General features: G+C 41.3%; 29 protein-coding genes. 26 read left to right on the top strand and 3 right to left on the bottom strand.

Annotated elements, in window-relative coordinates; translation table 11 throughout:
* Nucleotides 1-51: 51 nt before the first annotated feature.
* Together D8801_RS09370 and D8801_RS09365 are read right to left on the bottom strand one after the other, a co-directional pair.
* Nucleotides 52-804, bottom strand: coding sequence for an endonuclease/exonuclease/phosphatase family protein (locus tag D8801_RS09370; RefSeq protein ID WP_125849402.1), 753 nt, complete (start codon nt 802-804; stop codon nt 52-54).
* A gap of 81 nt (nt 805-885) precedes the next feature.
* Nucleotides 886-1,083, bottom strand: a complete 198-nt coding sequence (locus D8801_RS09365) for a hypothetical protein (protein WP_115242154.1) — start codon at nt 1,081-1,083, stop codon at nt 886-888.
* A 122-nt stretch (nt 1,084-1,205) separates the two neighbouring features.
* Here D8801_RS09365 and D8801_RS09360 point away from each other — a divergent pair, with 122 nt between their 5' ends.
* The 9 genes from D8801_RS09360 (at nt 1,206) to D8801_RS09320 (ending at nt 9,975) form a co-directional block, all read left to right on the top strand.
* Nucleotides 1,206-1,487, top strand: coding sequence for a hypothetical protein (locus tag D8801_RS09360; RefSeq protein ID WP_243701288.1), 282 nt, complete (start codon nt 1,206-1,208; stop codon nt 1,485-1,487).
* Between the two features lie 338 nt (nt 1,488-1,825).
* Nucleotides 1,826-3,103 (top strand): glutamate-cysteine ligase family protein, encoded by a 1,278-nt coding sequence (locus tag D8801_RS09355; RefSeq protein WP_125849398.1) that lies wholly within the window; start codon nt 1,826-1,828, stop codon nt 3,101-3,103.
* Nucleotides 3,104-3,178: 75 nt separating this feature from the next.
* Nucleotides 3,179-4,663, top strand: coding sequence for a threonine synthase (gene thrC, locus D8801_RS09350; protein ID WP_125849396.1), 1,485 nt, complete (start codon nt 3,179-3,181; stop codon nt 4,661-4,663).
* 60 nt (nt 4,664-4,723) lie between these two features.
* The gene (locus D8801_RS09345) at nt 4,724-6,004 is read left to right on the top strand and encodes an MATE family efflux transporter (RefSeq protein WP_125849394.1); all 1,281 of its coding nucleotides are present in this window, start codon (nt 4,724-4,726) and stop codon (nt 6,002-6,004) included.
* 3 nt (nt 6,005-6,007) lie between these two features.
* A complete protein-coding gene (locus tag D8801_RS09340) occupies nt 6,008-6,631 on the top strand; it encodes an HAD family hydrolase (protein WP_125849392.1) in 624 nt (207 codons plus the stop codon).
* A gap of 161 nt (nt 6,632-6,792) precedes the next feature.
* Nucleotides 6,793-8,001 carry a LysM peptidoglycan-binding domain-containing protein gene (locus D8801_RS09335; RefSeq protein WP_125849390.1) on the top strand — a complete coding sequence of 403 codons (1,209 nt, stop codon included), beginning with the start codon at nt 6,793-6,795 and terminating at the stop codon, nt 7,999-8,001.
* A gap of 153 nt (nt 8,002-8,154) precedes the next feature.
* Nucleotides 8,155-9,018 carry a DUF2262 domain-containing protein gene (locus tag D8801_RS09330; protein WP_125849388.1) on the top strand — a complete coding sequence of 288 codons (864 nt, stop codon included), beginning with the start codon at nt 8,155-8,157 and terminating at the stop codon, nt 9,016-9,018.
* Nucleotides 9,019-9,176: 158 nt separating this feature from the next.
* Entirely contained in the window at nt 9,177-9,602 is a 426-nt protein-coding gene (locus D8801_RS09325; protein WP_125849386.1) for a MarR family winged helix-turn-helix transcriptional regulator, read from the top strand.
* Nucleotides 9,603-9,612: 10 nt separating this feature from the next.
* A complete protein-coding gene (locus D8801_RS09320) occupies nt 9,613-9,975 on the top strand; it encodes a DUF1304 domain-containing protein (protein WP_125849384.1) in 363 nt (120 codons plus the stop codon).
* Nucleotides 9,976-10,015: 40 nt separating this feature from the next.
* On the opposite strand, the gene D8801_RS09315 is transcribed toward D8801_RS09320, so the two are convergent.
* Complete coding sequence (locus D8801_RS09315) at nt 10,016-10,873, bottom strand: DUF975 family protein (RefSeq protein ID WP_125849382.1); 858 nt, start codon at nt 10,871-10,873, stop codon at nt 10,016-10,018.
* A 116-nt stretch (nt 10,874-10,989) separates the two neighbouring features.
* Here D8801_RS09315 and tgt point away from each other — a divergent pair, with 116 nt between their 5' ends.
* The 17 genes from tgt (at nt 10,990) to jag (ending at nt 24,858) form a co-directional block, all read left to right on the top strand.
* Nucleotides 10,990-12,132 carry a tRNA guanosine(34) transglycosylase Tgt gene (gene tgt, locus D8801_RS09310; protein WP_001285237.1) on the top strand — a complete coding sequence of 381 codons (1,143 nt, stop codon included), beginning with the start codon at nt 10,990-10,992 and terminating at the stop codon, nt 12,130-12,132.
* A gap of 133 nt (nt 12,133-12,265) precedes the next feature.
* Nucleotides 12,266-14,083: an acyltransferase family protein gene (locus D8801_RS09305; protein ID WP_125849380.1), complete on the top strand. Its 1,818-nt coding sequence runs from the start codon at nt 12,266-12,268 to the stop codon at nt 14,081-14,083.
* Between the two features lie 140 nt (nt 14,084-14,223).
* Complete coding sequence (nagA, locus tag D8801_RS09300) at nt 14,224-15,375, top strand: N-acetylglucosamine-6-phosphate deacetylase (protein WP_125849378.1); 1,152 nt, start codon at nt 14,224-14,226, stop codon at nt 15,373-15,375.
* Between the two features lie 148 nt (nt 15,376-15,523).
* On the top strand, nt 15,524-15,889 hold the full coding sequence (locus D8801_RS09295) for a DUF1033 family protein (protein WP_125849376.1): 366 nt from the start codon (nt 15,524-15,526) through the stop codon (nt 15,887-15,889).
* 62 nt (nt 15,890-15,951) lie between these two features.
* Nucleotides 15,952-16,893 carry a competence type IV pilus ATPase ComGA gene (gene comGA, locus D8801_RS09290; RefSeq protein ID WP_125849375.1) on the top strand — a complete coding sequence of 314 codons (942 nt, stop codon included), beginning with the start codon at nt 15,952-15,954 and terminating at the stop codon, nt 16,891-16,893.
* Nucleotides 16,841-17,857 (top strand): competence type IV pilus assembly protein ComGB, encoded by a 1,017-nt coding sequence (gene comGB, locus D8801_RS09285; RefSeq protein WP_185758522.1) that lies wholly within the window; start codon nt 16,841-16,843, stop codon nt 17,855-17,857. The genes comGA and comGB overlap by 53 nt, the downstream gene beginning before the upstream one ends.
* Before the next feature lies 1 nt (nt 17,858).
* Nucleotides 17,859-18,182, top strand: coding sequence for a competence type IV pilus major pilin ComGC (gene comGC, locus D8801_RS09280; protein ID WP_125849371.1), 324 nt, complete (start codon nt 17,859-17,861; stop codon nt 18,180-18,182).
* Nucleotides 18,145-18,579 carry a competence type IV pilus minor pilin ComGD gene (gene comGD, locus D8801_RS09275; RefSeq protein ID WP_125849369.1) on the top strand — a complete coding sequence of 145 codons (435 nt, stop codon included), beginning with the start codon at nt 18,145-18,147 and terminating at the stop codon, nt 18,577-18,579. Before comGC ends, comGD begins: the two co-directional genes overlap by 38 nt.
* Entirely contained in the window at nt 18,542-18,844 is a 303-nt protein-coding gene (gene comGE / locus D8801_RS09270) for a competence type IV pilus minor pilin ComGE (protein ID WP_185758520.1), read from the top strand. The genes comGD and comGE overlap by 38 nt, the downstream gene beginning before the upstream one ends.
* Nucleotides 18,807-19,268 carry a competence type IV pilus minor pilin ComGF gene (gene comGF, locus D8801_RS09265; RefSeq protein WP_125849368.1) on the top strand — a complete coding sequence of 154 codons (462 nt, stop codon included), beginning with the start codon at nt 18,807-18,809 and terminating at the stop codon, nt 19,266-19,268. Before comGE ends, comGF begins: the two co-directional genes overlap by 38 nt.
* Nucleotides 19,246-19,659 (top strand): competence type IV pilus minor pilin ComGG, encoded by a 414-nt coding sequence (gene comGG, locus D8801_RS09260; protein WP_125849366.1) that lies wholly within the window; start codon nt 19,246-19,248, stop codon nt 19,657-19,659. The genes comGF and comGG overlap by 23 nt, the downstream gene beginning before the upstream one ends.
* Before the next feature lie 32 nt (nt 19,660-19,691).
* Complete coding sequence (locus D8801_RS09255; protein ID WP_125849364.1) at nt 19,692-20,282, top strand: class I SAM-dependent methyltransferase; 591 nt, start codon at nt 19,692-19,694, stop codon at nt 20,280-20,282.
* A 57-nt stretch (nt 20,283-20,339) separates the two neighbouring features.
* Entirely contained in the window at nt 20,340-21,293 is a 954-nt protein-coding gene (locus tag D8801_RS09250) for a class I SAM-dependent methyltransferase (protein ID WP_125849362.1), read from the top strand.
* 49 nt (nt 21,294-21,342) lie between these two features.
* Nucleotides 21,343-22,533 (top strand): acetate kinase, encoded by a 1,191-nt coding sequence (locus D8801_RS09245; RefSeq protein ID WP_125849360.1) that lies wholly within the window; start codon nt 21,343-21,345, stop codon nt 22,531-22,533.
* Between the two features lie 159 nt (nt 22,534-22,692).
* Nucleotides 22,693-23,064, top strand: coding sequence for a ribonuclease P protein component (rnpA, locus tag D8801_RS09240; protein WP_125849358.1), 372 nt, complete (start codon nt 22,693-22,695; stop codon nt 23,062-23,064).
* Entirely contained in the window at nt 23,039-23,851 is an 813-nt protein-coding gene (locus tag D8801_RS09235) for a YidC/Oxa1 family membrane protein insertase (RefSeq protein ID WP_185758519.1), read from the top strand. The genes rnpA and D8801_RS09235 overlap by 26 nt, the downstream gene beginning before the upstream one ends.
* Nucleotides 23,852-23,868: 17 nt before the next feature.
* Nucleotides 23,869-24,858, top strand: coding sequence for an RNA-binding cell elongation regulator Jag/EloR (gene jag, locus D8801_RS09230; protein WP_125849356.1), 990 nt, complete (start codon nt 23,869-23,871; stop codon nt 24,856-24,858).
* Nucleotides 24,859-24,870 lie beyond the last annotated feature (12 nt).

Below are 24,870 nucleotides of genomic sequence, written 5' to 3'. Positions count from 1 at the left end.
CTTGTTAAATCTGCTATTGTTCTTAATCTAAATAGTTTCATTTAAAAACTCCTAAACTGTAAAAGTTACTTGTAGTGCTTTATGGTCACTAAAATGATTATCAAGTGTCGAATAGTTTTCAATTTTGCTATTTGGTGTAATGAAAATATGGTCAAGTTTCTTATTACTCCAAGTCGGTAAATCTCGGCTAGCATTTACCATGTATTGCTCCATTTCAACTATCTTATCGGGGAAAGTCGTTTCATTATTTGGACTTTCATTGAAATCACCTGCCAAGATAATATGGTCATACAATTTGCTTGCTTGGGAAGCAAATTGAATATATTTATCCCACATTTCTTTTTTTTCTACGGGGCGATTTTCAAAAAGAGGAAAGTGGAGAGAAAAGACCGCGATAGTTTTATTATTAATTTTAAACAGACCACCACTTTGTCTACAATAGAAGTCATCATAAATAGGAGGAAGTTCTTTGATGAGTTCGATATTGTCACTAAAATAGAAAAGTCTAGTACTTACAGCATTAGATTTATCAGACTTAGGATAAATAACCCCATATCCACGCTTTCTCAATTCTGTATCAAGTTCTTTTGCTAACTTTTCGGCTAACAAAAATTTCTGATATTCATCAACATTTAAGTAGCGAGGCTTTGTTGATGGTTGGGTGCCTCCAGCTTCTTGTAATGCTATGAAAGTAGGGTTTTGTGATAATAAATAATCAGCTATCTTAGTAGAAGTTCTATCCTTATATGGTCCACCAGAGCCACGATAATCAAGGTTTGCAGTCAATAAAGATAAATTAGTCATATCAGTTCTCCTTTTATTGAAAAAATTTAAAAAATATAAACGTGGTTATTCTTTTTAAAAAATAAACGATACAGATGTCGTCTATTTTTGAGTGTTTTCAAGATAAAACTTAGCAAGGAAATCTATTACCTGCCCTTGAGTTGGGGGATAACCTAAATTTCTCACTAGTTCTCCTGCAATGATTTCCAAATTTAACTTGGTTGATTTATCTACAACTGCTGATATATTTGTAGGATTATCAAACATGCTACTTGCTGGAACTGGTTTACCTCTTGCCATAATTTTTCCTTTCAACATTATAACCATGTTTATAACTATTATAATTTTTCTATGCATACTTGTCAACCCATAACACCTAAAAAAATAAAAAATTCTATACGCGTATGGTATAATCTACTTATTTGAAAAATGATGAAAGGTTAGATAAAATGGGATATAGTGAATGGCAACCTGTCAATTATTCAGTTACTGAAGATGAAGACTTTGAAACAGTAAAACAAAGAGTAATTAAAGATTTTCAACATTATCTAAAACTACTTGATGATGGTACTGAGAAAAGTCGTGACAAAGTCTATAAATCTTTTACTTTTAGTAAGTTATTTGGAGAAGAACTTGGTACTGACGATGATATCGACAAGTTAAGTAAAGAAATAATGGATAGATTGAGGAAAAGTAAATCCTAAAAAGTTACTAAAAATAAAAAAACTATCGTTTTTGCGATAGAGGTATCTTCTTAAAAAGGCTATTTGAAAGGCTTCACATACTTATAAAACGGTAAGAGCCAAACTCAAAATCCAGTGTCCGCAAGGACGTGCCGGTTCGACCCCGGCCGCCGGTATAGTAATAACGACAAGGTTTTCGGACCTTGTTTTTTGATTTAGTGAAGATTTTGATATTTTTCTTTAAGTACAGATAACTGATGAATTATCTTTTTCTTCTTATTCTAATCATTTTTAGTGTGTTTTTGGTATAATATTACTTATTCACATTTTATGTAGATTATGAAAGAGTTTGGTGGTTAATGTCTCGTTCGGTTGACTTGCTTAAGAAGCGCTACTTAGAAAATATGAAAGAGAAACCTGATTTATTTGTGGGAATTGAGCTGGAGTATCCTGTTATCAATTTAGAGGGGAATGCTACAGATAGTGAGGTTGTAAAGGATCTCTTTCGGTATTTACCATCAGTTCTGGGTTTTACTATCGAAAAAGTAGATGACTTTGGAAATCCAATTCAGTTACTAGATCCGATCAGTCAGGATACAATCTTATTTGAAGTTGCTTATACGACCGTTGAGTTTGCCTTTGGTAGGGCTAAATCCATCCAAGAGGTTGAAGAGCGTTTTAAAGATTACATGGATTTGATTCAGAAAAAGTTGGCTGAATCTAATCATGCAATTGTTGGTTCTGGTATCCACCCATACTGGGAGGAGAACGAGAATCAACCAGTAGCTTATCCACGCTATCAGATGTTGATGAACTATTTGAAGTTGAGCAGAACCGTTCCAAGAACGGATTTACACGATTACCCGCAATATGGTGCTTTTATCTGTGGGAGTCAAGTTCAACTGGACGTTTCAAGGTCCAACTACCTTCGTGTTATCAATGCTTTTACGCAAATTGAAGCAGCAAAAGCCTATTTATTTGCCAATTCTGTGTTTTCGGGGGCAGACTGGGATACCAAAGTTTCAAGAGATATTTTTTGGGAAAAATCTATGCATGGGATCTATCCAGAGAATGTAGGTGTCAATGCTAGACTCTTTAAGGATGAGGATGATTTTTTTGACTACCTAAATCATTCTGCGATTTTCACAGCGGAGCGTGATGGCGAAACCTATTATTTTTATCCAATTCGAGCAAAAGATTACTTAGGAACCCCGGAAATTCACGCCTTCGCCCTTGATGGAAAAGAGATTCTTCTTTATCCTCAGGAGGAAGATTTCCAAACTCACCGTAGTTACCAGTACCAAGATTTGACAACTAGAGGGACTATCGAGTTTCGTAGTGTATGTACGCAACCCTTGAATCGTACCTTTGCTGCGACGGCTTTTCACTTGGGCTTGTTGCTTAATTTAGACAAGTTAGAAGCTTACTTGCAAAAGGCTCCATTTTTTACCACATTTGGTCGTGATTACAAGTCATTGAGGCGACAATTTTCTAAGAAAAGGCTAACAGATGAGGAAGAAACTGCAATTGTCGAGTTTTCAAAAGGCATACTCCTTCTAGCTGAGGAAGGTTTGGAGAAGAGAGGCAAACAAGAAATGACCTATTTACAGCCTTTGAAGAAAGAATTGGGACTATAATTTCTCTTATAAAGGGAGAATTTTCTGAAAAATCATGATATAATGGAAGAGACTATAGATAAAGGATAGAGATTCATGACATTAGTTTATCAATCAACGCGCGATGCGAATAATACAGTAACTGCCAGCCAAGCTATTTTGCAAGGTCTGGCGACGGATGGTGGTCTATTTACACCGCTTACTTATCCAAAGGTGGATTTGGACTTTGACACATTAAAAGATTCTTCTTACCAAGAAGTGGCTAAATTAGTTTTATCAGCATTTTTAGATGACTTTACAGCTGAGGAGTTGGACTACTGTATCAACAATGCCTATGATAGCAAGTTTGATACTCCAGCGATTGCGCCATTGGTGAAACTGGATGGGCAATACAACTTGGAATTGTTCCATGGTTCAACGATTGCCTTTAAGGATATGGCCTTGTCTATCTTGCCATATTTTATGACGACAGCCGCTAAAAAGCATGGTTTGGAGAACAAAATCGTCATTTTGACAGCGACATCGGGTGATACTGGAAAAGCGGCTATGGCGGGGTTTGCAGATGTCCCTGGTACGGAGATTATCGTCTTTTATCCAAAAGACGGTGTCAGCAAGGTACAAGAGTTGCAAATGACCACTCAAACTGGAGACAATACTCATGTTATCGCTATTGATGGAAACTTTGATGATGCGCAAACAAATGTGAAACATATGTTTAACGATGTAGCTCTCCGTGAAAAATTGGCAGCGAACAAGTTGCAATTTTCATCAGCTAACTCTATGAACATCGGTCGTTTGGTACCACAGGTTGTTTATTATGTCTATGCCTATGCCCAGTTGGTTAAGTCTGGTGAGATTGTGGCTGGTGAAAAGGTCAACTTCACAGTACCAACAGGGAACTTCGGCAATATCTTAGCTGCCTTTTATGCCAAGCAAATTGGTCTGCCAGTTGGTAAATTGATCTGCGCTTCAAATGACAACAATGTTTTGACAGACTTCTTCAAGACACGTATTTACGACAAGAAACGTGAGTTTAAGGTAACAACTAGTCCATCTATGGATATCTTGGTCTCTTCAAACTTGGAGCGTTTGATTTTCCATCTTTTGGGGAATGATGCGGTTAAGACAACTGAACTCATGAATGCCTTGAATACACAAGGACAATATGAATTGACAGACTTTGATGCAGCGATTTTGGAACTCTTTGCAGCTGAATATGCGACTGAGGAAGAAACTGCGGCAGAAATCAAGCGTGTTTATGATACAGATGCCTATATTGAGGATCCACATACGGCGGTTGCCTCAGCTGTTTATAGAAAATACCAAGTGGCTACTGGCGATGCGGCTAAGACAGTGATTGCGTCAACAGCTAGTCCATACAAGTTCCCAGTGGTCGCAGTAGAAGCTGTAACAGGAAAAGCAGGCTTAACTGACTTTGAAGCCTTGGCTCAATTACATGACATTTCAGGAGTGGCAGTGCCACCAGCGGTTGATGGCCTCGAAACAGCTCCTGTTCGTCACAAGACAACAGTGGCAGCTGCTGACATGCAAGCAGCGGTTGAGGCTTATCTAGGACTTTAAGACAGAGGAAGTAAACTCGGTTGGGAAATCAACTGAGTTTCTTTTCATCAGGAGGAAGGATTGTTTAAGAAAAATAAAGATATTCTCAACATTGCCTTGCCAGCTATGGGTGAAAACTTTTTGCAGATGCTCATGGGGATGGTGGATAGTTACTTAGTCGCTCACTTGGGCTTAATCGCTATTTCAGGTGTTTCAGTAGCTGGCAATATTATCACGATTTACCAGGCCATTTTCATCGCTCTGGGAGCTGCTATTTCCAGTGTTATTTCAAAAAGTATGGGGCAGAAAGATCAGTCCAAGTTGGCTTATCACGTGACAGAAGCGCTGAAGATTACCTTGCTGTTGAGTTTGCTTTTAGGGGCCTTGTCCATCTTTGCTGGGCAAGAGATGATAGGACTCTTGGGAACTGAGCAGGAGGTGGCTGAGAGTGGTGGACTCTACCTATCTTTGGTAGGCGGATCGATTGTTCTTCTGGGTTTTATGACCAGTTTGGGCGCCTTGATTCGTGCAACGCATAATCCGCGTCTACCCCTCTATGTTAGTTTTTTATCCAATGCCTTGAATATTCTCTTTTCAAGTCTAGCGATTTTTGTCCTTGATATGGGCATAGCTGGTGTTGCATGGGGGACTATTCTGTCTCGCTTGGTTGGTCTGGTGATTTTATGGTCGCAATTAAAACTGCCTTGTGAGAAGCCGTCTTTTGGTCTAGATAAGGATTTGTTGACTTTGGCTATACCGGCGGCGGGAGAACGCCTCATGATGAGGGCTGGAGATGTCGCCATCATTGCCTTGGTTGTTTCTTTTGGGACGGAGGCAGTAGCTGGAAATGCAGTCGGAGAAGTCCTGACCCAGTTTAACTACATGCCTGCCTTTGGCGTCGCTACGGCAACGGTCATGCAGGTGGCTCGAGCAGTTGGAGAGAATAACTGGAAAAGAGTAGACGAGGTAAGCAAACAAACCTTTTGGCTTTCTTTCGTCCTTATGTTGCCCTTGACACTCAGCATCTATGCCTTGGGAATTCCACTGACACATCTCTATACGACGGATCCTGTTGCGGTCGAAGCTAGCGTTTTGGTGGCACTCTTTTCACTGCTAGGGACTCCCATGGCGACAGGGACAGTTATTTATACGACGGTTTGGCAGGGCTTGGGAAATGCTCGCCTCCCCTTTTATGCGACAAGTATCGGAATGTGGTGTATCCGCATTGGGACAGCCTATCTGATGGGGATTGTTCTTGGCTGGGGCTTGCCAGGTATTTGGGCAGGAACCCTTTTGGATAATGGTTTTCGTTGGTTATTTCTACGCTACCGTTACCAGCATTATATGAGTTTGAAAGGATAGGAAATGCAAAAAACAGCTTTTATTTGGGATTTAGACGGGACCTTATTGGACTCTTATGAAGCGATTTTGTCTGGGATTGAAGAGACCTTTGCTCAGTTTTCTGTTCCTTATGATAAGGAGAAAGTGAGAGAGTTTATCCTCAGGTATTCTGTGCAGGATTTGCTGGAGCAGGTGGCAGAAGAGAGAAATCTGGATAAGGAAGTGCTCAATCAGGTGCGTGCCCAGAGTTTGGCTGAGAAGAATGCCCAGGTAGTTTTGATGTCAGGTTCGCGTGAAGTGTTGGCTTGGGCAGATGAAGTAGGGATTCTGCAGTTTATTTATACCCATAAAGGAGACAATGCTTATACCATTCTAAGAGACTTGGGATTGGAATCCTATTTTACAGAAATTTTAACTAATCAGAGTGGCTTTTCACGGAAACCAAGTCCAGAAGCGGCTACATATTTGCTAGACAAATATGAGTTGGATCCTAGGACTATCTATTATATAGGGGATCGGACTTTAGATGTGGAATTTGCCCAGAATAGTGGGATTCAAAGCATTAACTTTTTAGAGTCGTCTTATGAAGGGAATCAGAGAATTCAAGTACTAGCAGATATTCCCCGCATTTTTGAAGCTGGGGAATAAAAAACTTTGTCAGTTGCGTGACAGAAACCTAACAAACTATTTCAAGTAATCTAGTTTATTACAAGAAATGGACAGTTCTGTTAAATAGGCCCGAGAGGGCTTTTTTTCTGCTTTTTTTATGTTATGATAGACAGGTACTCATTTGAAAGGAATAGGAACGAATGAAGAAAAGAATTATTTTTGCCTCAACAGTAGCCTTGTCCCTTGCCCCAGTTTTGGCAACTCAAGCGGAAGAAATCACATGGACAGCACGTACCGTTGAGCAAATCCAAAATGACGTGACGAAAAACGAGAACAAAAACAGCTATACAGTTCAGTATGGTGATACTCTGAGCACGATTGCAGAAGCTTTGGGAGTAGATGTGACAGTTCTTGCTAATTTGAACAAAATCACCAATATGGACTTGATTTTCCCAGATACTGTTCTCACTACAACTGTCAATGAGGCAGAAGAGGTGACGGAAGTTGAAATTAAAACTCCTCAAGCAGATTCTAGTGAAGAAGTGACGACTGCGACAGCTGATTTAACGACCAACCAAGTGACAGTTGATGAAGAGACGATTCAAGTGGAAGACCTTTCTCAACCAATTGAGGAAGTACCAAGTGCAACGGAGACTGAAAAACCAACGGAAGTAGCGCAAAGTTCAGAAGTTTCTGAGACAGTGACCACTACTGAAGAGACACCATCTACAGAAGCACCTGTGGCAGAAGAAACAGCAGAAACAACTCCAGCGGCAGCACCGGTGGCAGAAACAACTGAAACTACTAGTCCAGTTGAAGAAGCTCCTCAAGCAGAGACTTCAGCTACCGAAGCAACGGAAGCGACGACTTCGGCGGAAACATCAGTAGCAGCTGCATCAGTAACGGAAACGCCTGCTGATACAAGAGGAACAAGTGCAACAGAATCAACAACAAATTCTGACACTACAACTTCGACTTATCAAGCAGAGCAAAGCCAAACTCCTTCAAGAACGTATACTGCTCCAGCGGCTCCTGACTATGCAGGACTTGCTGTAGCCAAGTCTGAGAATGCTGGTCTTCAACCACAGACGGCAGCCTTTAAAGAAGAAATAGCGAATTTGTTTGGAATTACATCCTTTAGTGGCTACCGTCCTGGTGACAGTGGTGACCATGGTAAAGGTTTGGCCATCGACTTTATGGTTCCAGTGAGTTCAGCACTCGGTGACCAAATCGCGGAATACGCGGTCCAAAACATGGCTAGCCGTGGTATCAACTACATCATCTGGAAACAACGTTTCTACGCTCCATACGATAGCAAATATGGGCCTGCCTATACATGGAATCCAATGCCAGACCGTGGTAGTGTGACCGAAAACCACTATGACCACGTTCACGTTTCAATGAACTAATCATTAAAATGGAAGTTGGGAACTGGTTTAGTTCCCGCTTCTTCTTTTGTAAAAATAGTATTAATAAGTGAAATGAAATCTAAAACATGATAAAATGTAACCGTATACAAAATAATGCTAGGGCATTAAAAGCAGGGAGAAAGGATGAAGTGAATGACAAAACGATTAAAAACTCCATTTGAGAAAACAAGAGATGATTTTGAACAGGAATTTTGCGGAGAAATTGTTGAGCTCTTGATTTTTACCCTCCAAAATGTAAATGGGGCTGCTTCTTTAAAAGATGGTTGTAAAATGCCGTCCGTTCATTTTAAAGCTAGCGTCAATGTCGCAACCCAGAAATTCTCTGAACTTGAAGGACGTTTGGAATGGGTCCTGACTCCTGAGGAATTTGAAGAAAAGAGATGGGGCTTTAGTTTTGAACCCTACAAAATTCATCGGATCAAATGTCAAAAACGCCCCTTCATGGAACTAGAGCCATATATGTCAGAAGTAGCCAATAACTGCTACCATTTGCTGGGATATTTAGATGACCAATCCACGGATACTAGATTAGAGACTTTGATTGAAAGCTATCAAAAACCGGTCATCATAAAAGACGATATTGGTGAATTCACCTTAAACAGAGCCTATTCTTGGTTTGAAGGATTTATCACTTACGAGGGTGGTAAGATTCATGCTATCTTTGCTGCGAGTGCAGATGAAAGTCTCCCTCCAAGTTCTTTTGATGATCTAAAGAAATTTATGGGAACTTTCCAAGTTCAAGATACTCGGATTAAAGACTATATTGTCAAAGAACTGTGGGAAACAGCTCAAGACTGGATAGATTCAGATGAAAATGATGTGGAGTTAACAGAAGAGTATTTTACCAACTCTCTTTCCTTGAGTGAACTATCGATCAACGAAGACGGGGAATTGACCCTCTACTATGATGATAGCGAGGAAATTTTTGCAGGCCATGCCATCGAAGTTGTCATTGATAAAGAGGGAGAAATCCTTCGAGCAGATTTGGTAGGTTAGTGCTGGATTTTATCTAGAATATAGAAATAATAGCCTTTTGGGTTTGAAACCAAGAGGCTATTTTTCGTGAGTAAGCAAAATGGTTGCGTTTTTAATCTTTCTGTAATATACTTGATAAGTCAATAGTTGATAAATCAAGTGTACGCAAGGAGGTAGAAATGAAAAAAATTAACGACTTACTGTACCAGCTCCATTTAACAGATCAGATGATCACCCAACTTTTTGAGAAACAATTGGGAATTAGTTTGACCCGCTATCAAATCTTGCAGTTTTTACTGCAGCAGTCACCCTGCAACCAGATTGCCGTTCAGGAGAAGTTGCAAATCGACCAGGCGGCCTTGACCCGTCATTTTAAGATACTAGAGTCAGAGGGCTATGTCAGTCGCAAGCGTAATCCGGCCAATCAGCGAGAAGTCTTAGTTGAATTAACCCAAGAAGCTAAGAATCAACTCTTAGTCAGTCCGCCTAAACATCATTTGCGAGTGAAGGGACAGATGGAGAGCATCTTATCGACAGCCGAGCAGAAAGAGCTGACAACTTTACTGACGAAACTAGTGTCAGGTCTAGAAAAAATAGAATTTTAAGGAGAAAACGATGTCAATCATTACTACTATTTTAGCAACCCTTGTTGCTCTCGAACATTTTTACATTTTTTATTTGGAAAGTGTGGCTACGCAATCAGATACTACTAGTCGCGTATTTAATATGGATAAGGAAGAACTGGCTCGTCCTTCAGTGAGTTCACTGTTTAAAAATCAAGGGATTTATAATGCTTTGCTGGGTGTCTTTCTCTTGTATGGGATTTATTTTTCGCAAAGTTTGGAAATTGTGAGTATCTTTGTTTTATTTGTGCTTGGTGCAGCGACCTATGGTTCTCTAACAGCAGACAAGAAGATTATTCTGAAGCAAGGCGGGCCTGCTATTTTGACTCTGCTGAGTGTGTTACTTTTGAAATAAGAAAACCAGCGTCCTGAACGACGCTGGTTTTTGTATTCTCTTATCCATTTCGACGTTTACGGGCTAGTAGGGCTCTGTAAAAGAAGATGTGATTGTTCTGGATATAGGGAAGGATTGAAAAGCTAGCAATTCCAAAGGTGATCCAGTTGAGGAAGTACCAAGGGAGTAGTTGTAAGTCGAGGACAAAACGCTGGAATTTATAACCTTTCATCAAGAAACGGCCGGTTTTCAGGATTTGACTTGGTTTAGCCTGTCCTAAATCCAGAGTGTCGCAGAGGAGGAATTCTACCTGCGAGTAGGCATAATGTTGCGGTACGTAGAGGAGATTGCCCACAATCATCAAGATGAGGCTCGCGAAAAAGTAGAGTCCAAAGGTCATAAGGAATTGCTCGGTTTCAACGGATGAGAGGTCTAATTTTGGAAATTCAGGATGTAGGGCAACAAATCTCCTAGCCAATAGATTGCTATAAAAGAGAAAATAAACGCCTACTAAGTTTGGAATACTCCATAAAAAAAGGTAGAAACGTTTGAGGAGCAGAGTTAGGAAGGTTTGCGAGAAGCGCTCTTCAGCAAAGAGGGTCAGGCTTGATTTTACTGAGAGTTCCGTATCAGGATCCTTGAAGAGTCGGAGTGTCGCAAAAGCAGCACCTGCTAGAAAAATCGTGCTCACAAAAGAAACCACTAGTGGGAAGAGATAGGTTTGGAGCACTTGCGCCAGCATGCTGAAAAAGGATTGCTCTAAAACACTTTCCTGGAGACGAGCCAAGGGGTTGAGAAAGCCTGATAAGATGACCAGTATGCTAGGTAAGAGATAGACGAGAAAGAGGCGGGGATTTTCAGCCTGAAATTGCCTAGTCTGCAGACGAATGGTTTTTAAATCAATTTTTGGGTATTTCATTCTCTCATTATACCATAGTTCGTGACAGTTCCTAGTTTTTTTGATAAAATCATACAGTATGCCTTTGGGCACAAAGTATGAACTGGGACTGTCTTTCCCAGCTTCGGAGGTAGAAAATGTCAGATTCACCAATCAAATACCGTTTGATTAAGAAAGAAAAACACACGGGAGCTCGTCTGGGAGAAATCATCACCCCGCACGGTACTTTTCCAACGCCTATGTTTATGCCGGTTGGGACCCAAGCTACTGTAAAAACCCAGTCACCAGAAGAGTTGAAGGAGATGGGATCAGGGATTATCCTCTCTAATACCTATCATCTGTGGCTTCGTCCAGGAGATGAACTCATCGCACGCGCAGGCGGTCTCCACAAGTTCATGAACTGGGACCAGCCAATCCTGACGGATAGTGGTGGTTTTCAAGTTTATTCCCTAGCAGATAGTCGAAATATCACAGAAGAAGGGGTAACCTTTAAAAACCATCTCAATGGTTCCAAAATGTTCCTATCCCCAGAAAAAGCCATCTCTATTCAGAACAATCTAGGCTCAGACATCATGATGTCCTTTGACGAATGTCCTCAGTTTTACCAACCCTATGATTACGTTAAGAAATCAATTGAGCGTACCAGTCGTTGGGCTGAGCGTGGTTTGAAGGCTCATCGTCGTCCGCATGACCAAGGCTTGTTTGGGATTGTGCAGGGGGCAGGATTTGAAGATTTGCGCCGCCAATCGGCTCATGATCTTGTTAGCATGGACTTTCCAGGCTACTCTATCGGTGGACTAGCCGTTGGAGAAACCCATGAAGAGATGAATGCAGTCTTGGACTTCACAACCCAACTTCTTCCTGAAAATAAACCTCGCTACCTGATGGGAGTGGGAGCGCCAGATAGCTTGATTGATGGGGTCATTCGTGGGGTGGATATGTTTGACTGTGTCTTGCCGACTCGTATCGCTCGTAATGGCACCTGTATGACCAGCCAAGGTCGTTTGGTTGTCAAGAATGCCCAATTCGCTGAAGACTTTACGCCACTGGATCCTGAGTGTGATTGCTATACATGCAAGAACTACACACGCGCCTACCTTCGCCACTTGCTCAAGGCTGACGAAACCTTCGGTATCCGCTTGACTAGCTACCACAATCTCTACTTCTTGCTCAATCTGATGAAGCAGGTCCGTCAAGCCATCATGGATGACAATCTCTTGGAATTCCGTGAATATTTTGTGGAAAAATATGGCTACAACAAGTCAGGACGCAATTTTTAAAGTGTAAAAATAGAATGCCAAAATCCTACGTTTTCTCGTAGGATTTTTCTTCTTTTTTTGATAGAATAGGGAGTATAATGGAATGAAAATTAGGTGGTGTTTTACTTCCTAATTTAATGGAGAATAGACTCGTATGCGTATTAAATGGTTTTCCTTGATTAGGATTACAGGTTTACTTTTGGTGCTTTTGTACCACTTCTTTCAAACGATCTTTCCTGGAGGCTTCTTTGGGGTAGATGTCTTTTTTACTTTTTCAGGATTTTTGATCACTTCCCTCCTTTTAGAAGAATTTGGGAAGGCACGCCAGATTGATTTGCTGGGCTTTTTTAAGAGACGGTTTTATCGTATCGTGCCACCTGTGGTGCTGATGGTTTTGGTGACCATGCCTTTTACTTTCTTGGTTCGTCAAGACTATGTTGCTGGAATTGGTGGCCAGATTGCTGGAGTTCTCGGTTTTATGACTAACTTCTACGAAATGTTAACAGGGGGAAGTTATGAATCCCAGTTCATTCCGCATCTCTTTGTTCACAACTGGAGTCTGGCTGTTGAGGTTCACTACTATATTCTTTGGGGCTTAGCGGTTTGGTTCTTATCCAAACGCTCAAAATCTAGTAGCCAATTGAGAGGGATGGTCTTTCTCCTTTCTGCGGGAGCTTTTATCATTAGCTTTTTCTCCATGTTTATTGGTAGTCTAATGGCTAGTTCCTATTCATCTGTCTACTTTTCAAGTCTGACCCATGTCTATCCCTTCTTTTTAGGAAGTATTTTAGCGACGGTTGTGGGGGTTCGTCAGACGAGCGATTTAGTAAAGCAATTTGATCGGACGTGGGATCTTCGTCAAAATCTACTGGTGTTAGCGGCAGGTCTCTTGGTATTGTTGCTTCTGACTTTCTTTGTCAAGTTCACCTACCTGTTCGCTTACTTGTTTGGATTCTTGCTTGCCAGCTTAGCAGCCGTTGTCATGATTTTTGCTGCGCGTGTCTTGCATGAGAAAACGCCTGAGATACAAGAACCTCGTATAATCACATTTCTAGCGGATACCAGCTACGCGGTTTACCTCTTCCACTGGCCTTTTTATATTATCTTTTCTCAGTTGATGAGTAATCTGCCTGCTGTTATTCTGACAATCATCTTTTCCTATTTCTTTGCTATCCTATCCTTCTATATTATTGAGCCATTGATTGCTGGTAAGACCAATCCTTTAATACGGAAGATTAGTCGATTACCTCATATTAAACCAATTAGTGCTAGTGGTGTTGGTGTTCTTTCCTTAATTACCTTGATTATCATAGCTGTGGCTCCCCAAGTTGGAGCTTTTGAGACAGACTTGATGGTCAATGGTTTCAAGCAAGCCCAGACCAATATAGGACAAACAAAAACTCTTGCTGAGCAAGCAGAGGCTAGCCGACTTGGAATTTCTGAGGGAACGAGTCTGATTGGAGATTCGGTAGCCTTGCGTGCTAATACAGCCTTACAAGAGGCCCTTCCTGAAGCAAATATCAACGCTCAGGTTAGTCGGACGACCAAGCAAGCCAATGACATCATGCTCAATAACAGCCAGAACAAGGTACTTCTAAAAACAGTTGTCATTGCAACGGGTGTAAACGGACCAGAGAATTACAAAGATGACTTAGATACGATAGTTAAAAACCTCCCCAAAGGCCACCATCTGATTCTTGTAACTCCTTATGAAGGTGACAAGAGCAAGGAGACTTACAAACCAGTTGAGCAGTATGCGGCTTATGCGCGGGAATTAGCTGAAAAGAATCCTTACGTGAGCATCGCTGACTGGAATAAGGTTGCTAAGGAACACCCTGAAATCTGGGCTGGAACCGACCAAGTCCACTTTGGAAATGATAGCAACATGATTGAAGAAGGTGCTAAACTTTACGCAGAGACGATTGCAGCTGCTGTTAAGGCCGCTCAAGAACTACCTGTGAAATCAAAATAAAATCAAAGAGTTGGAGATATCCAGCTCTTTTAAAATATCTCCAGAAAAAAGGTCTATACCATTTACAAATGAAAAAGAAAGGTTTATAATGTAATTGACATAATAAATTCTAGAATCAATCTATCAAGGAGGTTATCATTATGCCTAATTATATTAAAGCGGATCAGTTTTTCTACCCACACGGAGTTCGTCGTGGCGGTTACTTGGAACTTGTGGATGGCAAGTTTGGAAAGCATGTAGAACAGATTCCTGAAGGTGCTGATGTCATTGACTATACAGGCTACAGCATTGCTCCAGGACTTGTGGATACCCACATTCATGGCTTTGGCGGTGTGGATGTCATGGATAATAATATCGAAGGAACCCTTCATACTATGAGTGAAGGGCTCCTCAGCATGGGAGTAACGAGTTTCTTGCCAACAACTTTGACCTCATCTTATGAGCAATTGCTTGCGGTAACAGAAAATATCGGTGCTCGTTATCAGGAAGCAAGTGGAGCGAAAATTCGTGGTATCTATTTTGAAGGTCCGTATTTCACAGAGAAATACAAGGGGGCTCAAAACCCTGCCTATATGAAGGACCCTCGTATAGATGAGTTTCGTGCTTGGCAAAAAGCAGCTAATGGCCTGCTCAATAAAATCGCCCTTGCGCCAGAACGCGAAGGTGTAGAAGACTTTGTTCGTACGATTACGGGTGAAGGAGTGACCGTTGCTCTTGGACACTCAAATGCGACTTTTGATGAAGCTAAAAAAGCAGTCGATGCTGGAGCAAGCGTTTGGGTACATGCCTACAACGGAATGCGTGGGTTGACTCACCGTGAGCTCGGTATGGTGGGAGCCATGTATGAATTGCCCCATACTTACGCTGAATTGATTTGTGATGGTCACCATGTGGATCCCAAGGCCTGTGACATTTTGCTTAAGCAAAAAGGAACTGAAAATATCGCCCTTATCACAGACTGTATGACAGCTGGTGGTTTGGAAGATGGAGACTACATGTTGGGAGAATTCCCAGTAGTGGTTGCCAATGGAACTGCTCGACTCAAATCTACAGGCAATTTGGCGGGTTCTATCCTAAAACTCAAGGACGGTTTGAAGAATGTGGTCGAATGGGGCATTGCGAATCCACATGAAGCGGTCATGATGGCCAGCTTCAACCCAGCAAAATCTGTTCATATTGATGATGTTTGTGGACAAATCCGTGAAGGCTACGATGCTGACTTTATCGTACTAGATAAAGATTTGGAATTGGTAGCAACCTACCTAGATGGTGTGAAACGTTATCAAGCATAGTAAAAAGCAGAGGCTGTGATGACTCAGCCTTTGCTTTTCTATTCATAGGTATCTTCAGAAAGCTAGAGGATTGTTCTATAATGAAGCAAAATCCTTTCATTGTTCTAGAAAATTCGTTATAATATACGGTACAAAGGAAGTAGTGAAAATGTATCGTGTTATAGAAATGTATGGGGACTATGAACCGTGGTGGTTCATAGAAGGTTGGGAAAAAGATGTCATTATGAGTCGCTCTTTTAACAAGTACTATGATGCTCTAAAATATTATAAATTATGCTGGTTTGAGCTGGAAAAGAAGAATCCTCTTTATAAGAGTCGGAGTGATCTGATGACTATTTTTTGGGATCCTGCAGACCAACGTTGGTGTGATGAGTGTGATGAGTATTTGCAGCAGTACCATTCTTTGGCTCTTTTACAGGATGAGCAAGTCATCCCCGATGAAAAGCTACGTCCAGGCTACGAAAAACAAACAGGTCAAGAAAAACACCGTTCTTGCCGCATGAAATGGAGATAAAAAAGTAACTTTTTAAGTTGCTTTTTTTATTTTTTTGCGAATAGTTAGATAAGGAGGGCGGTATGGTACAAGAAATTGCACAGAAAATTATTGCTACTGCTAAGAAAAAAGGAGCTCAGGATATCTATTTCATTCCCAAGGAAGCTACTTATGAACTTCATATGCGAATTGGTGATGAGAGGTGTTTAGTTGACTCCTATGAGTTTAATGTTTTAGCTGCTGTGATTAGTCATTTCAAGTTTGTGGCTGGGATGAATGTAGGAGAAAAACGCCGCAGTCAGCTGGGTTCTTGCGACTACCAGCATGGAGAGAAGGTGTCTTCTCTGCGCTTGTCAACCGTAGGAGATTATCGGGGACATGAGAGCTTGGTCATTCGGTTGTTGCACGATGGGGAAAGAGAGTTGCGATTTTGGTTTCAGGATCTAGTGGAGTTAGGAGAGCAATACAGGCAAAGGGGGCTCTACCTTTTTGCGGGTCCAGTAGGTAGTGGTAAGACGACGCTGATGCACGAATTGGCCAAATCCCTTTTTAAGGGACAGCAGGTTATGTCCATCGAAGACCCTGTCGAGATCAAGCAAGAAGAGATGTTGCAGTTGCAGTTGAATGAAGCAATTGGGTTGACCTATGAAAATCTAATCAAACTGTCTCTCCGACATCGTCCAGATCTCTTGATTATCGGTGAAATTCGTGATAGTGAGACGGCGCGTGCAGTTGTCAGAGCCAGTTTGACAGGGGCGACAGTCTTTTCAACCATTCATGCCAAGAGTATCCGAGGTGTTTATGAGCGCCTTCTGGAGTTGGGTGTGACGGAGGAGGAACTAGCAGTTGTCCTGCAAGGAGTCTGCTACCAGAGATTAATCGGGGGAGGAGGAATTCTTGACTTTGCAAACAAAGACTATCAAGAACACCAGCCAGACAGTTGGAATGAGAAAATTGACCAGCTTCTTAAAGATGGACATATCACAAGTCTTCAAGCTGAAACGGAAAAAATTAGCTACAGCTAAGCAGAAGAAAATCATCACCCTGTTTAACAACCTCTTTTCCAGTGGCTTTCATTTGGTAGAAATTATTTCTTTCTTGGGGAGAAGCGCCTTGCTGGAAAAGGACTATGTGGCCCAGATGCACCAGGGCCTGTCTCAGGGGAAATCTTTCTCAGAAATGATGAACAGCTTGGGCTTTTCAAGTGCTATTGTGACCCAATTATCCCTAGCTGAGGTGCACGGGAATCTTCATCTGAGTTTGGGAAAGATAGAAGAATATCTGGATAATTTAGCCAAGGTCAAGAAAAAGTTAATTGAAGTGGCGACTTATCCTTTGATTTTGCTGGGATTTCTCCTGCTAATCATGCTGGGGTTGAGAAACTACTTGCTGCCTCAACTGGACAGTAGCAATATCGCCACCCAAATCATCGGCAATCTGCCACAAATTTTTCTGGGACTAGTGTTGGTTTGCTCTCTGTCTTTACTTTTAGCCCTCACTTTCTACAAAAGAAGTTCTAAGATGCGGGTCTTCTCTATGTTAGCACGGATTCCCTTTCTTGGAATCTTTGTCCAGACTTATCTGACAGCTTATTATGCGCGTGAATGGGGCAATATGGTTTCACAGGGAATGGAGTTGACGCAGATTTTTCAGATCATGCAGGAACAAGGTTCTCAGCTTTTTAAAGAAATCGGTCAAGATCTAGCTCAAGCCCTGCAAAATGGCCGCGAATTTTCTCAAACCATAGCGAGATATCCATTCTTTAAGAAGGAGTTGAGTCTCATCATCGAGTATGGAGAAGTCAAGTCCAAGCTGGGGAGTGAGTTGGAAATCTATGCTGAAAAAACTTGGGAAGCCTTTTTTACCCGAGTCAACCGCACCATGAACTTAGTACAGCCACTGGTCTTTATCTTTGTGGCCCTGATTATCGTTTTACTTTATGCGGCAATGCTCATGCCCATGTATCAAAATATGGAGGTAAATTTTTAAAATGAAAAAACTTATGACAAATTTGAAAAAAGCCAAGGCGAAAGCCTTTACTCTCGTGGAAATGTTGGTGGTCCTTTTAATCATCAGCGTTCTCCTCTTGCTCTTTGTGCCTAATTTGACCAAGCAAAAGGATGCTGTTGATGACAAAGGAAAAGCTGCTGTTGTTAAGGTGGTGGAAAGTCAGGCAGAACTCTATAGTCTGGACAAGAATGAAGATGCGAGTCTAAGTAAATTACAGGCGGACGGCCGTATCACAGCTGAGCAAGCCAAGGCTTATAAAGAATACCATGCAAAACAAAAAACAAGTCAAACTGTTGCAGATTAAGGCCTTTACTATGCTGGAAAGTCTCTTAGTTTTGGGACTTGTGAGTATCCTTGGTTTAGGCTTGTCTGGTTCTGTCCAGTCCACTTTTGCGGCGGTAGAGGAGCAGATTTTCTTTATGGAGTTTGAAGAACTATATCGCGAAACCCAAAAACGCAGTGTTGCGAGTCAGCAAAAGACCAGCTTAAACTTAGATGGGCAGACAATCAACAATGGTAGTCAGAAGTTGACTGTTCCCAAAGGGATTCAGGCACCATCTGGACAAACGATTCATTTTGACCGAGCTGGGGGCAATTCGTCTCTGGCTAAGGTTGAATTTCAGACCAGCAAAGGAGCGATTCGCTATCAATTATATCTAGGAAATGGAAAAATTAAACGCATTAAGAAAACAACAAATTAAGGCAGTGATTTTACTAGAAGCAGTAATAGCGCTAGCCATATTTGCCAGCATTGCGACCCTCCTCTTGGGACAAATTCAGAAAAATAGACGAGAAGAGGCAGAAATCTTGCAAAAAGAGGAAGTCTTACGTGTGGCGAAGATGGCCCTGCAGACAGGGCAAAATCAAGTGAAGGTAAATGGAGTGGAGATTCAGGTATTTGCTAATGAAAAGGGATTGGAGGTCTACCATGGTTCAGAGAAGTTGCTCGACCTTAAAGAGCAGTAAGGTAAGAGCTTTCACTCTTTTAGAATCTCTGCTTGCCCTTATCGTCATTAGCGGAGGCTTGCTCCTTTTTCAAGCTATGAGTCAGCTCCTCATTTCAGAAGTTCGTTACCAGCAGCAAAGCGAGCAAAAGGAGTGGCTCTTGTTTGTGGATCAACTGGAGGCGGAGTTAGAGCGTTCGCAGTTTGAAAAGGTGGAAGGCAATCGCATCTACATGAAACAGGATGGTAAGGATATCTCGATAGGCAAGTCTAAATTAGATGATTTTCGGAAGACCGATAGCAGTGGCCGGGGCTATCAGCCTATGGTTTATGGACTTAAATTCGCTCAGATTACAGAGGAAAATCAATTGGTTCGCTTTCGCTTCCAATTTCAAAAAGGCTTAGAAAGGGAATTCATCTATCGTGTGGAAAAAGCAAAAAGTTAAGGCAGGTGTTCTATTATATGCAGTTACTATGGCAGCCATCTTTAGTCTATTGCTACAGTTTTATTTGAATCGACAAGTTGCCCATCACAAAGACTTTGCCTTAAATAAAGAAAAGTTGGCTGCTTTTGCCATGGCCAAGCGAAGTAAAGATAAGGCTGAGCAAGAAAGTGGTGAACGAGTATTTAACTTAGGAAAAGTTACTTATCAAAATACGAAAACAGGTTTTGCAACAAGTATTCGTATGAATAAGGGCAACTATGAATTTCTTTTTCCTTCGATGAAAACCAAGGAAAAGAAAACGGATAAAAAGCAACAGGTAGCGACTGATTCAAGTCAAGAACCAAATCAGACAAAAACAGAAAATAAGGCAGATAAGAAAGACAATTCCTAGGCAATTCAACTTCTTTGTGTTAAACTAAAAGCATGAAACACGATTTTAATCACAAAGCAGAAACCTTTGATTCGCCCAAAAATATCTTTCTTGCAAACTTGGTTTGTCCGGCAGTTGAAAAACAGATTGATTTTCTATCAGACAAGGAAATATTGGATTTCGGTGGTGGGACAGGCCTATTAGCCTTGCCTCTAGCCAAGCAGGCCAAGTCTGTCACACTGGTAGACATCTCAGAGAAAATGCTGGAGCAAGCCCGTTTGAAAGCGGACCAGCAAGATATCAAGAATATCCAGTTTTTGGAGCAGGATTTACTGGTGAATCCCTTGGAGCAGCAATTTGACCTGATTGTTGTCAGTCGAGTTCTTCATCACATACCTGATCTAGATGCGACTCTTGCCATGTTTCACCATCACCTTAGGGAGAAGGGACAAGTCCTCATTGCTGATTTTGTCAAGACAGATACCAACCACCACGGCTTTGAATTGGCTGAACTGGAAAACAAGCTCGCCCAGTTTGGTTTTTCGAGCATTGACAGTCAGATTCTTTATAGTGCTGAAGATCTTTTCCTAGGAAATTACGCAGAGCTCTTTTTAACTGTAGCCCAAAAATCACTCGCTGACTAAAGCAGTGATTTTTCTCTTCAGATGGAAAAAATAGGAGAAATTTGATAAGATAGAAATATGGATTTTGAAAAAATAGAACAAGCTTATACGTATTTACTAGAGAATGTCCAAGTCATCCAAAGTGATTTGGCGACCAACTTTTATGACGCCTTGGTAGAGCAAAACAGCATTTATCTGGATGGCGAGACTGAGCTAAAGCAGGTCAAGGAAAACAATCAAGCCCTTAAGTGCTTAGCGCTTCGCAAGGAAGAGTGGCTCAAGACCTACCAGTTTCTCTTGATGAAGGCAGGACAAACTGAGCCTTTACAGGCCAATCACCAGTTTACGCCGGATGCCATTGCCCTCCTCTTGGTACTTATTGTGGAAGAGTTGCTGGATCAAGAGGAAATTAGCATCCTCGAAATAGGTTCTGGCATGGGGATTCTGGGCGCTACCTTCTTGACTTCTCTTGCTAAAAAAGTGGATTACTTGGGAATTGAAGTGGATGACTTGCTGATTGATTTGGCAGCTAGCATGGCAGATGTGATTGGTTTGCAGGCTGGTTTTGTTCAGGGTGACGCCGTTCGTCCGCAAATGCTTAAAGAAAGCGATGTGGTCATTAGCGACTTGCCTGTCGGCTATTACCCAGACGATGCCATCGCTTCACGCTATCAAGTGGCTTCTAGCCAAGAACATACCTATGCCCATCATTTGCTGATGGAGCAAGGCCTCAAGTATCTCAAGTCAGATGGCTATGCTATTTTTCTAGCTCCGAGCGACTTGTTGACCAGTCCTCAAAGTGATTTGTTAAAAGGTTGGCTCAAAGACGAAGTGAGTCTGGCTGCTATCATCGCTCTGCCAGAGGATATTTTCTCAACTGCAAGCCAAGCTAAAAGTATTTTTGTCTTACAGAAGAAAAGAGACAAGGAAATAGAACCATTTGTCTATCCTTTGACCAGTCTGCAAGATCCAGCTGCACTATTGAAATTCAAAGAAAATTTTCAAAAATGGAGCAAAGGTACTGAAATATAAGGTAAATTTTGTTATAATAGTTGAAAACGCTTAAAAGAGGTATCATGTTATGACTAAAACAATTGCAATCAATGCAGGAAGCTCGAGTTTGAAATGGCAACTTTACCAAATGCCAGAAGAAATAGTATTAGCGAAAGGCTTGATTGAACGTATTGGCTTGAAGGACTCTATCTCAACTGTAAAATTCGACGGCCGTTCTGAACAACAAATTCTTGATATTGAAGATCACACACAAGCTGTTAAAATTTTATTGGATGACTTAATTCGTTTTGACATCATCAAAGGTTATGATGAAATAACTGGTGTTGGGCACCGTGTTGTGGCTGGTGGTGAATATTTCAAAGAGTCAACCTTGGTAGAGGGAGATGTTTTGGAAAAGGTTGAAGAGTTGGGACTTTTAGCTCCTCTTCACAACCCAGCCAACGCAGCAGGAATTCGCGCATTTAAGGAATTGCTTCCAGATATTACCAGCGTTGTTGTTTTTGATACATCATTCCATACAACAATGCCAGAGAAAGCCTATCGTTACCCACTACCAACTAAATATTACACTGAAAATAAAGTTCGTAAGTATGGAGCTCACGGGACAAGTCATCAGTTTGTAGCAGGAGAAGCAGCTAAAATTTTAGGTCGCCCCCTAGAAGAGTTGAAATTGATTACCTGCCATATTGGTAATGGTGCTTCTATTACAGCTGTCAAAGGCGGTCAGTCTGTTGATACATCCATGGGCTTCACTCCACTTGGTGGTATTATGATGGGGACTCGTACAGGTGATATTGATCCGGCAATTATCCCCTATTTAATGCAACATACAGATGACTTTAATACACCAGAGGATATCAGTCGAATTCTCAATCGTGAGTCAGGACTTTTGGGTGTTTCTGAGAGATCAAGCGATATGCGTGATATTCACGAAGCTATGCGTGCGGGTGATGAGAAAGCGCAGCTGGCAAATGAGATTTTTGTGGATCGTATCCAAAAGTATATTGGTCAGTATTTGGCAGTTTTGAACGGTGCAGATGCCATTATCTTTACAGCTGGAATTGGAGAAAATTCTGTAACGATTCGTCAGATGGTTATTGAAGGCATTTCTTGGTTTGGCTGTGATGTGGATCCTGAAAAGAATGTCTTTGGAGCGACAGGTGATATCTCAACAGAAGCTGCTAAAGTTCGTGTCTTGGTTATCCCAACTGATGAAGAATTGGTTATCGCTCGTGATGTTGAACGCTTGAAAAAGTAAGATGAACTGAATAAAATTACAAGATAAGATACAATAAAAAGGAGTTGGGAGATAAATTTTCCCAACTTTTTGTTGTTAAAACAGTCTAAAACCTTGTCATTATTGGCTTTTTTGAAATTTATGGTATAATAGTAGTAATTTAATAGATGGAGTGGAGTTTTGAAGAAAAGCTTTCGTGTAAAAAGAGAGAAAGATTTTAAGGCTATTTTTACGGATGGAACAAGTTTTGCTAATCGTAAATTTGTTGTCTACCAATTGGAAAATCAGAAAAGTCATTTTCGAGTAGGGCTGTCCGTCAGTAAGAAATTAGGGAATGCAGTCACTAGAAATCAAATTAAAAGACGGATTCGACACATTTTGCTAAGTGTAAGGGAGCAGTTAGCTGATAACGTTGATTTTGTCGTGATTGCTCGAAAAGGGGTTGAAGGCTTGGATTATGCAGAAATGGAGAAAAATCTACTCCACGTATTAAAGTTATCAAAGATTTATTGGGAAGGAATTAGGAGTGAAAAAGAAACTACAGTTGACTAGTTTGCTGGGCTTGTCCTTATTTGTCATGACAGCCTGTGGGACAAGCGATGTTGCAGCAGATTCTACAGATATATGGAGTAAATTTGTCTATTTTTTTGCTGAAATCATCCGCTTCTTGTCCTTTGACGTTAGTATCGGAGTGGGGATTATCCTCTTTACGATCCTGATTCGTACGATTCTATTGCCAGTCTTTCAGACTCAGATGGTGGCCTCTAGAAAAATGCAAGAGGCTCAACCACGCATCAAGGCTCTGCAAGAACAATATCCAGGTCGTGATATGGAAAGTAGAACCAATCTGGATCAGGAGATGCGGAAGGTCTATAAAGAATTAGGGGTCAAACACTCTTCTTCTCTCTGGCCGATTTTGATTCAAATGCCGGTTCTCTTGGCTCTCTTCCAAGCCTTGACTCGAGTAGACTTTTTGAAAACAGGGCATTTTTTGTGGGTGAACCTTGGGGGAGTAGACACAAGCTTTATCCTTCCGATTTTGGCAGCAGTCTTTACCTTCTTAAGCAGTTGGTTATCGAATAAGGCTTTACCTGAAAGAAGTGGAGCTATGACAGGGATGATGTACGGGATGCCTGTACTGATCTTTATCTTTGCCATCTCTTCACCTAGTGGCGTAGCCTTGTACTGGGCAGTATCCAATGCTTATCAAGTTTTGCAAACCTACTTCTTAAATAATCCTTTTAAGATTATTGCAGCGCGTGAGGCGGAAGTACAAGCTAAAAAAGATTTGGAAAATAGAAAAAGAAAAGCCAAGAAAAAGGCTCAGAAAACGAAATAATAAGGAGGAATCTGATAATGGTATTATTTACAGGTTCAACTGTTGAAGAAGCAATCCAGAAAGGATTGAAAGAGTTAGGTATTCCGAGAATGAAGACTCACATCAAGGTCGTGTCCAAAGAGAAGAAAGGTTTTTTAGGCTTATTTGGGAAAAAACCAGCTCAAGTTGATATTGAGGCGATTAGTGAGACGACTGTGATTAAGGCCAATCAACAAGCTGTAAAAGGTGTTCCGAAAGAGATCAATGAACAAAACGAACCTGTTAAGACAGTAACAGAGGCGACAGTTGATCTTGGTCATGTTGTTGAGGCGATCAAAAAAATAGAAGAGGAAGGTCAGGGTGTTTCTGATGAAATCAAGGCTGAAATCTTGAAAAATGAGAAACATGCTAGCACGATCTTAGAAGAAACAGGTCACATCGCGATTTTAAATGAATTGCAGACAGGAGATGCTGGAGTGGAAGACCCAGCAGAGTGTGAAGAATTTGTATCTATGTCAGAATCGGTAGAAAGCCAGTCTTTGGAAGATCTAGGTTTGAAGGTGGAGCCGAGTTATGACATCGAACAAGTAGCAACTCAAGTGGCTAACTATGTTCAAACCATTGTGGACGATATGGATGTTGAAGGGACGATTTCAAGCGACTACAATCGTCGTACGATTAATCTTCAAATCGATACCAATGAGCCTGGTCGTATTATCGGCTATCATGGGAAAGTATTGAAAGCACTTCAGCTTTTGGCGCAAAACTACCTCTACAATCGTTATTCAAGAACTTTTTATATTACAATCAACGTCAATGATTACGTTGAACATCGTGCAGAAGTGTTGCAAACCTACGCTCAAAAATTGGCGACTCGTGTTCTAGAAGAAGGTCGAAGTCAACAAACAGATCCAATGTCGAATAGCGAACGCAAGATTATCCATCGCATTATTTCACGCATGGATGGAGTGACCAGCTATTCTGAGGGCGATGAGCCAAATCGATATGTTGTCGTAGATACAGAATAAACAAAATCAGGC

The organism is Streptococcus oralis (assembly GCF_003943415.1).
GTDB classification, from domain to species: Bacteria; Bacillota; Bacilli; order Lactobacillales; family Streptococcaceae; genus Streptococcus; species Streptococcus oralis_BJ.
Note: the sequence above shows the minus strand (reverse complement) of the source record. Positions and strands in the feature narration are given on the sequence as shown.